Genomic DNA, 12,846 nt, shown 5'->3' with positions numbered 1-12,846 from the left:
ATCAGGAAGAGCGAGTAGAGTGTCATTAAGATTCCACTGACAATGTTCCTTTTCCACAAAAACAAAGTCACAAACATTATCCAAACATAACCCCACGGGGTGTTCAGCAAAATTAGAAACTCAAGAAGAGACGATGCTACACCGTCTTCGGGCGTCCAATTAGGGCGCGCTCTATGGCAGTCCTGAAGATATTCTAAGTCGAGCTTCATCCCCGCAACTGCCGATGCGCCTCTGCCACCGCTATCCCCGCTGATATTGCGACGTTCAAGCTGCGCCCTCCGCCGGGCATGGCGATCTTCACGCGGCCATCCACCGCTGCGTGCACCTCATCGGGCACCCCCGCGCTTTCACGCCCCACCATCAGGCAATCGCCATGTTCGAATTCAAAATCCCACAGGTCCGTCGCTCCTTTGGTGGTCAAAAGCACCAGTCGCCCCGGTTTGGCGGCGCTGAACGCCTCCCAACTGTCGTGGTGATGCACTTCGGCGTTTTCGGCATAATCTAGGGCGCGGGTTTTCAGCAATTTCAGCGAAAACGGGAAGCCGCAGGGCTCAATCACATGGACTGGTGCATTAAAACACACCCCCAAACGCACCAAGGACCCCAGATTCGGGGCCAAATCGGGTTCAAACGCGGCAATTTGGACAAACTGCGACAAATGGCTTCCTCTTCTAGTCATTCATGGGTGGACGTGACGGCGACTTAGAATATATCTAGCCTCGATATCCTGCGCCATAGGTGCGGATTCTTCAATTTACCGGCCGCACAAGCGGTCCGACAAGGGAGAAGTTCTCGTGTCCCACGCAGACGACCATAGCGGCGAAACCCGTCGCGACTTTCTATACTACGTCACCGCAGGCGCAGGCGCAGTCACCGCAGGGGCCGCCGTTTGGCCCTTGGTGAACCAAATGAACCCATCAGCAGACGTGCAGGCCTTGGCCTCCATCGACGTTGATGTGTCCGGCATTGAGCCTGGCACGCAGCTGACCGTTAAGTGGCTCGGCAAACCGGTGTTCATTCGCCGCCGTACCGCAGACGAGATCGAGGCTGCCCGCGCGGTTCCCCTCGCCGATCTTCCAGATGCGGGCGCAGAGAACAACAACCTTGGCGCCGAGGCTGACGCCGAAGACCAAAACCGCTCGCTTGATGAAGACGGCGAATGGTTGGTGATGATCGGTGTTTGTACGCACCTTGGCTGCGTGCCTTTGGGTGACGCCGGCGAATTTGGCGGATGGTTCTGCCCTTGCCACGGGTCGCACTACGACACCGCTGGTCGTATTCGCAAAGGTCCGGCACCGCGCAACATGCTGGTGCCTGTCGCTCAATTCACGTCGCCTGACGTTCTGAAACTCGGTTAAGGGAGAAACGATTATGGCTGGTATCCCACACGACCATTATGAGCCAAAGACTGGCGGCGAAAAGTGGCTTCACTCGCGCCTGCCTATTGTTGGCTTGCTCTATGACACCCTGATGATCCCCACTCCAAAGAACCTGAACTGGATGTGGATCTGGGGCATTATCCTGACATTCTGCCTTGTGCTGCAAATCGTGACCGGCATCGTGCTGGCCATGCACTACACGCCGCATGTTGATCTGGCCTTCGCGTCCGTTGAGCACATCATGCGTGACGTAAACGGCGGCTACATGCTGCGGTACTTGCACGCCAACGGCGCGTCGCTGTTCTTTGTGGCCGTTTACGCCCACATCTTCCGCGGCCTGTACTACGGTTCTTACAAAGCACCACGCGAGATCACTTGGATCATCGGTATGGTCATCTACCTTGCTATGATGGGCACAGCCTTTATGGGCTACGTGCTGCCATGGGGTCAGATGTCCTTCTGGGGTGCAACCGTGATCACCGGCCTGTTTGGCGCCATCCCTGGCGTTGGCGAGATGCTGCAAACTTGGTTGCTGGGCGGACCAGCGGTGGACAACGCGACGTTGAACCGCTTCTTCTCGCTGCACTACCTTCTGCCATTCGTGATCGTTGGCCTCGTTGCCATTCACATCTGGGCATTCCACACCACGGGCAACAACAACCCAACTGGTGTTGAGGTGCGTCGCACATCCAAAGAAGACGCGGCGAAAGACACGCTGCCGTTCTGGCCATACTTCGTGATGAAAGATCTCTTCGCGCTTGGCGTTGTTATGGTTGTGTTCTGGGCGGTTGTTGGCTTCATGCCGAACTTCCTTGGCCACCCTGACAACTACATTGAGGCGAACGCCTTGGCGACGCCGGCGCACATCGTTCCTGAATGGTACTTCTTGCCGTTCTACGCGATCCTGCGTGCCTTCACTGCGGACGTATGGGCAGTACAGCTCGTATCCTTCCTGACCGCTGGCATCGTAGACGCCAAGTTCTTCGGTGTGGCTGCCATGTTTGGTGCGATTGCGGTTATGGCTGTGGCACCTTGGTTAGACACATCGTCGGTGCGCTCTGGCCGCTACCGTCCAATGTTCAAGTTCTGGTTCGCGCTATTGGTTGTCGACTTCTTCATCTTGATGTGGGTTGGCGCGCGTGACACCGAATTCCCGAATGACTGGATCTCGCTGATCGCGTCGACATACTGGTTCGCCTACTTCTTGGTGATCCTGCCGCTGCTCGGCATCATCGAGAAGCCGTTGGCCCGCCCAGCGACGATCGAGGAAGACTTCGACGCTCATTATCCAGCTAAAGGCTCCGCGTCTGCCGCGAAGCCAGTAGAGTAAGAGGAAGATACCAATGCTCAAGAAACTCTCACTCGCAACCGCTTTGGCTGCAGGCCTCGTTTCCAGCGCTTTTGCCGCTGGGGACGCCGGTCACATCACAGACTACGACTTCTCGTATGAGGGGCCGTTTGGCACCTATGACCAGAACCAGCTGCAACGCGGGCTGCATATCTACACCGATATCTGCTCCAGCTGCCACGGTCTGAAATTCGTGCCTATGCGTACTCTGGCTGACGAAGGTGGCCCTGCGCTGCCCGAAGAGCAGATGAAGGCCTACGCCAAAGAGTTCCCGATCAACGATGAGTTCGCGAACCCTAAGTTGTTCGATTCTGAAAACGAAGAGTACCGCGCCCTGAAGCCGACGGATAACTTCCCCGCGATGGCATCACCGGGTAACGGTTATGGCCCTGACTTGTCCTTGATGGCCAAGGCTCGCTCTGGCTTCCACGGCCCTTACGGTCTGGGCATCAACCAGTTCATGCAAGGTATCGGTGGCGCGGAATACATCGCCTCTATCCTGACCGGCTACACCGGTGAGGAAAAGGAAGAAGCGGGCACCACATTCTACGAGAACACCGCCTTCCCTGGTGGCTGGATCGCAATGGCGCCCCCTCTTTACGGCGAAGACGTTGATTTCGCTGATGAGCACGCCAACGATCTGGAAAGCGAAGCTCAAGACATCGCGGCCTTCCTGCGCTGGACAGCAGAGCCACATCAGGACGCACGCAAGCGCACAGGCTTCATCGCCGTACTGTTCTTGTCCTTCTTGACTGTATTGCTCTACCTGACCAACAAGCGCCTCTGGGCACCGATCAAACGCAAAGACTAATCCTCTTCGCAAACCAATTAAAAAGGCGCGTCCCACAGGGCGCGCCTTTTTCTATTCCCTCGGACAGGTGTCGGGCAGGTCCGGTATAACTCGCATCAAACGCGCCAACACATAGGCCAACCTAGCTGCCCAAATACTCCCGCAACACATCAGGCGGCGCGTCCAGAAACGGTCCAGTTGGAACAGGCGCATGGGCCACACCATCCGCCACCAAAATCGTATCCCCATCCAGCTGCCGCGCGTCCTTTGGGTCATGGGTAACCATCAATACGGTCAGCCCTTTTTCCTGCGCAATCTCTCCAACCAACGCCAGCATATCGCGGCGCAGCGCAGGCCCGAGAGCTGCAAACGGCTCATCCAAAACCATGAGCGGCTTGTCTCGCAATAAAACCCGCGCCAAGGCGACGCGGCTTTGCTGCCCACCTGACAAGGCCGCCGGTTTGCGGTCTTCAAAGCCCTCCAAGCCAACCCGCAACAGCGACTGTTTGACCAAATCCAACTCGCCCGAAGATAGCTTCAAGCTAGGCTTAAGCCCCAAGCCCACGTTCTGCGCGACAGATAAATGCGGGAACAAATTGCTATCTTGGAACACCATCGCCAATGGTCTGTCGCCGGACGCATCACGCGCTATGTCGTGGCCCTTCCAGCAAATGGCCCCCTGCGCCACAGACGTGAAACCCGCCAAGGCGGACAGCAGCGTTGATTTCCCCGCGCCCGATGGCCCGATGATGGAAACCTTCGCACCTTCCTCAATCGACAGGTCCGCGTTCAGCGTGAATTCGCCTTGTCGGACCACCACACTCTCAAACGTCAGCATCCACGCGCCCTCCTCGGTCAAACAGCCAAAACAGTGTCAAACTCAGCGCCAACAGAACCAGCGCCGCCGCAAAGGCCTGATCCATTCGGTAGGCTGTCATCAAGTTATACAACGTCAAAGGTAAGGTCGCGCGGGTTGGGTCGGCGAACAACGTGATAACCCCCAGATCACCCATCGATAACGCCGCAGCCAAGCCCGCGCCAAACCCCAAAGGACGCCTCAGGCGCGGTAACAAGACGATTCTCAGCCTCGCCCAGCCGCTAAGGTTCAATGAGGAAGCCAGTCGCCCATAGTCGTCTTCGACCTGCCTCAGCGCCGGTGAAAGCGCGCGCAAGGTGAACGGCAGGCTCATCGCGGCGTTGACGACGACCGTAACGGGCAATGCTAGCAAGACAGGATCGATCCATCGGTAGGTCAGGATAAACAACCCCGTCCCGATCACCAGTGGCGAAGCGGCCACCGACAGGTATCCAACCGCCTCGACCCCGCGCCCCCATTTGCGCGATAACAACGCCAAGGCCAACGCCATAACAATGGTCAGTATGGCGGAGGCAACCGCGACCCAAACGGACCGCCACGCGGCCCCTAGAATGCCCAGGTTCAGTTCAAACAATCCGGGCACACCCTTGGCCACGATCATGGCGAGCGGCGTGATCAAGAACAACGCAACGACGCCAATGGCAATCGTATCAATCACCACTGAGCCATCATTGCGCGGCACCACACGGTCCAATCCGGCGCCCTGCCCCGAAGGCACTGAAATGCCAAGCGATGCCAACGCCAACAAGGCGCAGATTGCGAATTGCACAAGCCCCAGCAACGCCGCCTTGGACAGGTCAAAGTCAAACCGGAAGGCTTGGTAGATCGCCAACTCAATGGTGGTGGCTTTCGGCCCACCGCCCAGTGCCAGTGCCACGGCAAAACTCGTGGTGCAAATCAGGAAGATGACCATCACGACGCCCGGTAGCACCTCCCGCAGCATCGGCCATTCCAGATGGCGCATGATATCGCGTGAGGTGAAGCCCAAGGACTGCGCAAGCCGAAACCGTTCTGCGGGGATGGACAGCCAGCCTTGCAGGATCAACCGCGTGGCTAAGGGTAGATTGAAGAATACATGTGCCAAGACGACACCGTGCCAGCCATAGATCGAAATAGGCTCTAATCCGGCCCAAATAAGCATATCAGAGATAATGCCGCTGCGACCATACACTGCCAAAAGTCCAAGGACCGCCACGATCACAGGCAAGATAAACGGCGCACCCAATATGGTCAGCAATACCCCGCGTCCACGAAACTGTCGGCGCGCCAATGCACGGGCCACAGGGATGGCGCAAACCGCGCTCAGTACCGCTGATAGCGCCGCTTGCCATAGGTTGAACCGCACGGCGGACCAGTCATTATTGGAAAGTGCCGACACCTCTTCCGCCCGCCACGCAACTGCGCCCAGCGTCCCAAGTGTCAGCACCAAAAGCAGGGCGACAACCGCCGCCCCGCCTAAGGTGGATAGGCTTATTGGCTGAACGCGCTCAGCCATTGCTCTAGTGCCGCGTCACGCAAGTCGGCGGCCTCATCTTCGGAGTAGAACAAAGCCTTCTTCGGCAGGTCCAACTTCTTGAAGCCGTCCGGCAGTTTGTCCGCATCCAGTTTCGCTGGGAACGACCAGTTCGCGGTGGGAATCATCTCTTGGAATGTTCCGGACAGAACGAAGTCCATAAACCCTTGCGCCAATTCTGGCTGCTTGGAGGTTTTCACCTGCGCCGCCAACTCGGTCATGAAGTAGTGGCCTTCATCGAAAATCGCGGCTTTCTTGGTTTCATCTTCTTCCGCGATGATGTGGTAGGCTGGCGATGTTGTGTAGCTCAGCACCATGTCGGCCTCGCCGTCGGTAAACATGCCATAGCTTTCCGACCACCCCTTGGTGACGGTCAGTGTTTTCTTGGCCAGCTTGTTGAACGCCTCTTGGCTGTCGTCGCCGTAGACCGATTTAATCCACAACATCAAAGCCAACCCAGAGATTGAGCTGCGCGGATCTTGAAGCACCACTTTGGTGTCTTCATCCGCCAAGAACGCCTCAAAGCTGCTTGGCGCCTCGGCCATCTTTTCGGTGTTGTAGATAAAGGCCGTGTGGCCCCAGTTGAACGGCAAGAACACGTCGTCCGTCCAATCAATCGGCAACGTCAGGTCGCCAGTTTCTTGCCCATGTGGCAAGAATAGACCCGTTTCGCGGGCCTTTTTGGTCACATCGGTGTTCAAGCCGATCACAACATCTGCCTTGGTGCGCTCACCTTCCAGCAAAAGCCGTGGCAGCAGGTCGCCCGCCACATATTGCACGTCACATGCGCAGGTTTCTTCAAACGCAGCTTCAATCTTCGGGCCTGGGCCCCACTCGCTGGTGAAGTAGTCAGGGGCGTAAACAGTCAGCACGGGCTTATCTTCGGCGAATGCCGAGGTGGCCAATGCGATCAGTCCTACGCTTAGAAGGGTCTTTTTCATCTCATTCCTCCAAAACGACGGACGGAGTGGGGAGTGAGATCATCTCAAACCTTCCCTCCGCCGGTCTTAACCGGTTCAGGTTCAACGGGTCAGCAAACGCAATCTCAGCCAATATTGGCCCCCCGAGGTAGCGTTGTATCTAAGCCCCAAACCCTATCTGAGCAAGGTGAAAGCTCTTGAGGGCAGCGCGGGGCAGCGTTAGACCACAGACAAAAGGGAGACGCCCCATGTCGATGAATAGCTTTGGCCATCTTTTCCGCGTGACCACTTGGGGCGAAAGCCACGGGCCGGCGCTTGGTGCCACCGTTGACGGGTGCCCTCCGGGTGTGCCGCTGACACCTGAGATGATCCAAGTCTGGCTCGACAAGCGCAAACCTGGTCAAAACAAATACACAACGCAACGCCGCGAGGCCGACGAGGTGCGCATTTTGTCCGGCGTGTTTGAGGGCGTCACCACCGGCACCCCGATCCAGCTGATGATCGAGAACACCGATCAGCGCTCCAAGGATTACGGCGACATCGCCGAGAAGTTTCGCCCCGGCCATGCCGACATCACCTACTACCAGAAATACGGCATCCGCGATTATCGCGGCGGCGGGCGCTCCTCTGCGCGTGAAACTGCGGCACGGGTCGCGGCGGGTGGCGTGGCGCGCGAAGCCATCAAGATGCTAGCCCCTGATCTGAATATCACTGGCTACATGGTCCAGATGGGCGAGCATAAAACCGACGTTCGCGACCTGACACAAATCGAGCAAAACCCGTTCTGGGTTCCTGACGCCGACGCCGCAACGACTTGGGCTGACTACTTGGACGGTTTGCGCAAATCCGGCAGCTCTGTTGGTGCAATGATCGAAGTCATCGCCCAAGGCGCCCCTGCGGGTCTAGGTGCCCCTGTTTATGCCAAGTTAGACACTGATATTTCGGCCGCCATGATGTCGATCAACGCTGTAAAGGGCGTCGAAATCGGTGCGGGTATGCAAGCCGCTATGCTCACCGGCGAAGCAAACGCCGACGAGATCTCAATGGGCCCAGACGGGCCTGTTTATAGCTCCAACCATTCGGGCGGTATCTTGGGTGGGATATCAACCGGCCAAGACTTGGTCGTGCGCTTCGCGGTGAAGCCGACAAGCTCCATCCTGACCACGCGTAAAACCGTTACCAAATCCGGCGAAGACACAGAGATCATCACAAAAGGCCGCCACGATCCATGCGTGGGTATCCGCGCGGTTCCGGTGGGTGAGGCGATGATGGCCTGCGTGATCCTAGACCACCTACTGCTACATCGTGGCCAGATCGGGTCTAACCAAGGCAAGATTGGCTAAGCTTGCTGCTTCGACAGTTGTACCGCCAAAATTCCGCCCGCGATAATCAACACACCGATGAAGTCGGACATCCCGATACTTTCGCCCAATAGGGCGGCAGCGATCGCCACTCCGAACACGGGATTAAGGAAATGAAAAGTCGAAGCTTTCACCGCACCCACGCGGCCAACCAAGGTGAACCACACCCATGTCGCCAAAACGCCTGGAACCAGCGTGGTGTAGGCAAATGCAGCGATCCACGTGGCGCTGACGTTCACATCCCATGTCTCCAATGGAATCGCCGCAATAAACAAGCAAGCGGAACCGACCAACATCTGAAGCCCTACGATCATCATCACATTGCCGCCCGACGCAGCCCCTTTGACCGATAACGTCGCAAAGGTTAACGCCATCGCGCCAATCAAGCAGAACGCGACGCCCAAGGCATCAACTCCGCCGTTCAATCGCGCGCCCATGATCAACACAACACCTGCGATCCCCGCAACCAATCCGATCATCCCAATCAAAGACACCTTGTCCTTAAACAGAAGCCATCCGGCCAGCGCTACCATCAGCGGCATGGTCGACGCGATGATGGCGGCCAAGGATGCCTCGACCCATTGCATGGCCACGAAGTTGAAACCCAAATACAGGGCATTTTGGCAAATCCCGAAAATCCAAGTCGCCCGCCATTGTAAGGAGGTCAGTCGCCACGATTGTCCCAGCGCTTTGGCGATCATAATTGCCAAAATACCAGAGAGTAAAAACCGTAGACTCAGTGAAAAAAGTGGCGGAGCGTCCGCCACAATTATCCGCGCAGACGTAAAAGCGCTGGACCACATCAAGGCAAAAGCCAGTCCCATCAATATCGCTTTAATATCCACGTCAATTTCCTTGCCCGGTTTGGGCGCACTTTCACGCGAAACTGCGCAAAAGAAAAGGGCCGCCCGAAGGCGACCCTTTAATCCGTCAACGGAACTGGCGATTAGCCGTTCACGCTGTCCTTCAGAGCTTTCGCAATGGTCATTTTAACCACTTTGTCAGCTTCTTTAGAAATCTGTTCGCCAGTCGCTGGGTTGCGAACCATACGTGCTGGACGCTCGCGGCAGTAAATTTTGCCTACGCCCGGCAAAGTAACTGCGCCACCGCCAGATACTTCGCGTGTGATGATTGCAATCAGACCGTCCAAAGCCGCGCCTGCGCCTTTTTTGTCTGTGCCAGCTTCTTCAGCCAATGCTGCGACCAATTGTGTCTTGGTCATAGGTTTCGTTGCCATGAGCTCTGCTCCCTCTCTATTGCCCCACCTTTGGGGTGTTATCGCGAGAACCTAACTGAATATTGAGGGGTCGCACAACAATTAGTATGCAAAAACCCCTTCTTTTTCACGTTTTTTGTACGTTTACCCAAGGTCAAAGGAAGGCAGTCTCGGCAAAACTACGCAATTTACGCGAATGAAGCCTCTCAAGTGGCATTTCACGAAGATGCTCCATCGCCCGAATTCCGATCAACAGATGCCTAGATACCTGTGTTTTATAGAAGTCTGAGGCCATGCCAGGCAATTTCAGCTCTCCGTGAAGCGGCTTGTCGGAGACACACAATAGCGTTCCATAAGGCACCCGAAACCGGAAGCCGTTCGCAGCAATCGTCGCACTCTCCATATCCAAGGCAACTGCGCGGGATTGGCTCAAGCGTTGCACCGGTCCGGATTGGTCTCGAAGTTCCCAATTACGATTATCAATAGTCGCAACCGTGCCTGTCCGCATGATCCGCTTCAGGTCATAACCTTCAAGTTCAGTCACCTCAGCCACACTTTTCTCCAGCGCGATCTGGATTTCCGCGAGCGCTGGAATCGGCACCCAAACCGGCAGGTCATCGTCCAACACGTGGTCCTCACGCAGGTAGGCGTGCGCCAATACAAAATCACCAAGACTTTGCGTGTTCCGAAGCCCCGCACAATGTCCCACCATTAACCATGCATGAGGGCGCAAAACGGCAATATGATCCGTCGCGGTTTTCGCATTCGACGGACCCACACCAATGTTCACCAAAGTAATGCCTGAGCCGTCCACGCGCTTCAGGTGATAGGTGGGCATTTGCGGTGTTTTCTCGGTCGCGGGGATTTCGCCCTTCGCATCCGTCAGCTCGTGGTTTCCGGTGCTCACAAAACTGGTGTATCCGCTATTCGCATCCGCCAGCATTTCGCGCGCATAGCCCTCGAATTCTTCAACGTAGAATTGGTAGTTCGTAAACAGCACATGATTCTGAAAGTGCTCCGCGGCGGTCGCCGTATAGTGGGACAGGCGCGCCAAAGAATAGTCGATCCGTTGTGCGGTGAACGGCGCCAAAGGTTCCGGCACATCCGGCTGTTCCTTCAAAGTGCCATTCACGATGTCGTCGTTTGTAGTCGCCAAGTCAGGCACGTCGAACACATCGCGCAACGTGAATTCCATTGCGCCCTCTTGCGGAACAATTAGGTCTGTCGCGTTAGCCACGGCAAAATGCATGGGCATCGGGGTGCACGACACGCCGATCTCTACGGATACACCGTGATTATCCACCAACAACTGGATTTGCTGCTCTAGGTAATTGCGAAACAAATCAGGGCGAGTAACGGTCGTCGAATAAGTGCCCGGTTGTGCAACATGGCCAAAGCTTAGCCGGCTATCGACCTTGGCAAAGCTCTGCGTGGTGATCTTTATCTCAGGATAGTACGCGCGGTAGCGCTCGGCAGGCGGATTACCTTCCAAGCTGTCGCGAAATTTGTTGATCAAAAACATCGATGCGTCTTCGTATAGTTCGCACAACCGCTGGACCGCAGCCTTCGGGTTGCTAAACAACTCCGCTTCAGGTGCATCAGGGGAGCGGATTGGTAAATTGGCATTCATGCCTATCATTCAGTTTCCTCTATCAAATTAGTCAGTTCAAATTTGGTCACATCCACCAACCCCAAATCGGATATCCGAAGTGATGGAATGACCACGAGTGCCAGCAACGAGTGCTGCATATATGCGTTGTTTAGGGTGCAGCCGCAGGCTTCCATAGCAGCAACCATCTGGTCGGCTTTGGCAGCCATGCCCTTGGCCGGTTGGTCGGACATAAGCCCAGCAATCGGCAGCTCAACCAAGGCCAGTTCCTTGCCGTCCTTCCAAACCGAGACCCCACCGCCGACTTCGGCCAAGCGGTTCGCCGCCAAGGCCATTTGTGCGCGATCAGTGCCCACAACAATCATATGGTGGCTATCATGTGCCACGGTGGATGCCATCGCCATGGAGCCTTGGTAACCGAAGCCCTCCACCAAAGCGTTCACCACTTCACCAGTTCCACGGTGCCGTTCAACCAAAGCGATCTGACAGACTGCTCCTTCAGGCTCTAATAGACCCTGTTTAACGGGAATACTGCGTTTAAGCGCCTCAGTACGCGCTTGGTTCTCCACCACACCGATAACCTTCGCCGTTACGACCTCTGCACCTTTAGGTGCTTTGATCTCAAAGTCTGCTCCCTCAAGTTCCCGTCCAAGGTTCACCGTTTGGCGCGCATCATCGGGCCAATCCAGATGCGGGCAGGTCACTTTGATCTCACCCTGTTCCGCCACCGTTTGTCCTTGGGCAATTACCCGCTCAATCGGCAGTTTCCGCAAATCAGACGTCACAATCACATCCGCTCGACGACCCGGCGCGATAGAGCCTAGCTCCCGCTCCAACCCAAAATGCGTCGCCGTATTGATCGTTGCCATTTGCAACGCCACCAATGGATCACAGCCACATTCGATCGCGTGGCGCACCACGCGGTTCATATGCCCATCATTCACCAAGGTGCCAGAGTGACAATCATCCGTACACAGAATGAAATTGCGCGAATCTAACCCCTTCTCGGTCACGGCAGTAATTTGGGTCTCAATGTCGTACCATGCAGACCCAAGGCGCATCATCGACCGCATCCCTTGGCGCACCCGCGCAATGGCGTCGGCCTCGCAGGTGCCTTCGTGATCATCCGCAGGACCGCCCGCCGCATAGGCGTGAAAATCCGGTCCCAAGTCAGGCGAGGCATAGTGCCCGCCAACGGTTTTTCCCGCATTCTGGGTCGCGGCGATCTCGGCCAACATCTGTTGGCTGCCATTCACCACACCGGGGAAATTCATCATCTCGCCCAAGCCAATGATACCTGGCCACGTCATCGCTTCGGCCACATCGTCGGGGCCAATCTCATAGCCCGTGGTCTCTAAGCCCGGTGCGGACGGCGCACAGCTTGGCATCTGGGTATAGATCGAAATCGGTTGGATTAGAGCCTCGTCATGCATCAAGCGCACGCCTCTGAGGCCCAACACATTCGCAATCTCATGCGGGTCAGTAAACATCGTCGTGGTGCCATGTGGGATCACCGCGCTGGCAAACTCCGCAGGCGTCAACATGCCCGATTCAATATGCATATGCCCGTCACACAGGCCGGGAATCATATAACGCCCGCCAAGTTCAATCACAGCAGTATCCGGCCCGATACAATGCGTGGCGTCAGGGCCCACATAGGCAAACCGCCCAGCGCTGATCGCGACTTGCCAGCCGTCCAGAACCTCGCGGGTGTGTACATTAACGAGTTTTCCACCACGCAAAACGGTGTCTGCAGGCGTGCGTCCGGCCGCTACAGCAACCAAAGTCGCAGCGCAATCGGCCCATGATTTGAGGGGTTGTTTTTCCATGTTC

At 56.4% G+C, this 12,846-nt stretch carries 12 protein-coding genes and 1 riboswitch; of the genes, 4 read left to right on the top strand and 8 right to left on the bottom strand.

Translation table 11 applies throughout. From position 1 onward, the window contains the following. Nucleotides 1–205 precede the first annotated feature (205 nt). Nucleotides 206–658, bottom strand: coding sequence for a TrmH family RNA methyltransferase (locus tag ABJN86_RS00705; protein ID WP_348362743.1), 453 nt, complete (start codon nt 656–658; stop codon nt 206–208). Nucleotides 659–794: 136 nt separating this feature from the next. On the opposite strand from ABJN86_RS00705, the gene petA reads away from it, so the two are divergent. The 3 genes from petA to ABJN86_RS00690 are packed head-to-tail and all read left to right on the top strand — an operon-like array spanning nt 795 to nt 3,538. Continuing rightward, nucleotides 795–1,358 (top strand): ubiquinol-cytochrome c reductase iron-sulfur subunit, encoded by a 564-nt coding sequence (gene petA / locus ABJN86_RS00700; protein WP_348362744.1) that lies wholly within the window; start codon nt 795–797, stop codon nt 1,356–1,358. A gap of 13 nt (nt 1,359–1,371) precedes the next feature. After that, a complete protein-coding gene (gene petB, locus ABJN86_RS00695) occupies nt 1,372–2,709 on the top strand; it encodes a cytochrome b (protein ID WP_348362746.1) in 1,338 nt (445 codons plus the stop codon). Between the two features lie 13 nt (nt 2,710–2,722). Further along, entirely contained in the window at nt 2,723–3,538 is an 816-nt protein-coding gene (locus tag ABJN86_RS00690) for a cytochrome c1 (protein ID WP_348362747.1), read from the top strand. A 121-nt stretch (nt 3,539–3,659) separates the two neighbouring features. On the opposite strand, the gene ABJN86_RS00685 is transcribed toward ABJN86_RS00690, so the two are convergent. The 3 genes from ABJN86_RS00685 to thiB are packed head-to-tail and all read right to left on the bottom strand — an operon-like array spanning nt 3,660 to nt 6,848. Beyond that, complete coding sequence (locus tag ABJN86_RS00685) at nt 3,660–4,355, bottom strand: ATP-binding cassette domain-containing protein (RefSeq protein ID WP_348362749.1); 696 nt, start codon at nt 4,353–4,355, stop codon at nt 3,660–3,662. After that, nucleotides 4,342–5,889 carry a thiamine/thiamine pyrophosphate ABC transporter permease ThiP gene (locus ABJN86_RS00680; protein ID WP_348362751.1) on the bottom strand — a complete coding sequence of 516 codons (1,548 nt, stop codon included), beginning with the start codon at nt 5,887–5,889 and terminating at the stop codon, nt 4,342–4,344. Before ABJN86_RS00680 ends, ABJN86_RS00685 begins: the two co-directional genes overlap by 14 nt. Continuing rightward, nucleotides 5,865–6,848 (bottom strand): thiamine ABC transporter substrate binding subunit, encoded by a 984-nt coding sequence (gene thiB, locus ABJN86_RS00675; RefSeq protein WP_348362752.1) that lies wholly within the window; start codon nt 6,846–6,848, stop codon nt 5,865–5,867. The genes ABJN86_RS00680 and thiB overlap by 25 nt, the downstream gene beginning before the upstream one ends. 35 nt (nt 6,849–6,883) lie before the next feature. Beyond that, nucleotides 6,884–6,983, bottom strand: a riboswitch (TPP riboswitch). A 92-nt stretch (nt 6,984–7,075) separates the two neighbouring features. Here thiB and aroC point away from each other — a divergent pair. After that, the gene (aroC, locus tag ABJN86_RS00670) at nt 7,076–8,170 is read left to right on the top strand and encodes a chorismate synthase (protein WP_348362754.1); all 1,095 of its coding nucleotides are present in this window, start codon (nt 7,076–7,078) and stop codon (nt 8,168–8,170) included. Here aroC and ABJN86_RS00665 read toward each other — a convergent pair. From ABJN86_RS00665 to ade, 4 genes are all read right to left on the bottom strand, one after another. After that, nucleotides 8,167–9,033 (bottom strand): DMT family transporter, encoded by an 867-nt coding sequence (locus ABJN86_RS00665; protein WP_348362755.1) that lies wholly within the window; start codon nt 9,031–9,033, stop codon nt 8,167–8,169. The genes aroC and ABJN86_RS00665 overlap by 4 nt on opposite strands. A 101-nt stretch (nt 9,034–9,134) precedes the next feature. Then, a complete protein-coding gene (locus ABJN86_RS00660; RefSeq protein WP_348362757.1) occupies nt 9,135–9,425 on the bottom strand; it encodes an HU family DNA-binding protein in 291 nt (96 codons plus the stop codon). 133 nt (nt 9,426–9,558) lie between these two features. Beyond that, complete coding sequence (locus ABJN86_RS00655; RefSeq protein ID WP_348362758.1) at nt 9,559–11,043, bottom strand: AMP nucleosidase; 1,485 nt, start codon at nt 11,041–11,043, stop codon at nt 9,559–9,561. Continuing rightward, on the bottom strand, nt 11,040–12,842 hold the full coding sequence (gene ade / locus ABJN86_RS00650) for an adenine deaminase (protein ID WP_348362760.1): 1,803 nt from the start codon (nt 12,840–12,842) through the stop codon (nt 11,040–11,042). Before ade ends, ABJN86_RS00655 begins: the two co-directional genes overlap by 4 nt. Nucleotides 12,843–12,846: the final 4 nt, after the last annotated feature.

Origin of the sequence: Litoreibacter sp., from assembly GCF_039974535.1 — a bacterium.
Lineage (GTDB): Bacteria > Pseudomonadota > Alphaproteobacteria > Rhodobacterales > Rhodobacteraceae > Litoreibacter.
This window is presented reverse-complemented; position numbering and strand designations above follow the sequence as displayed.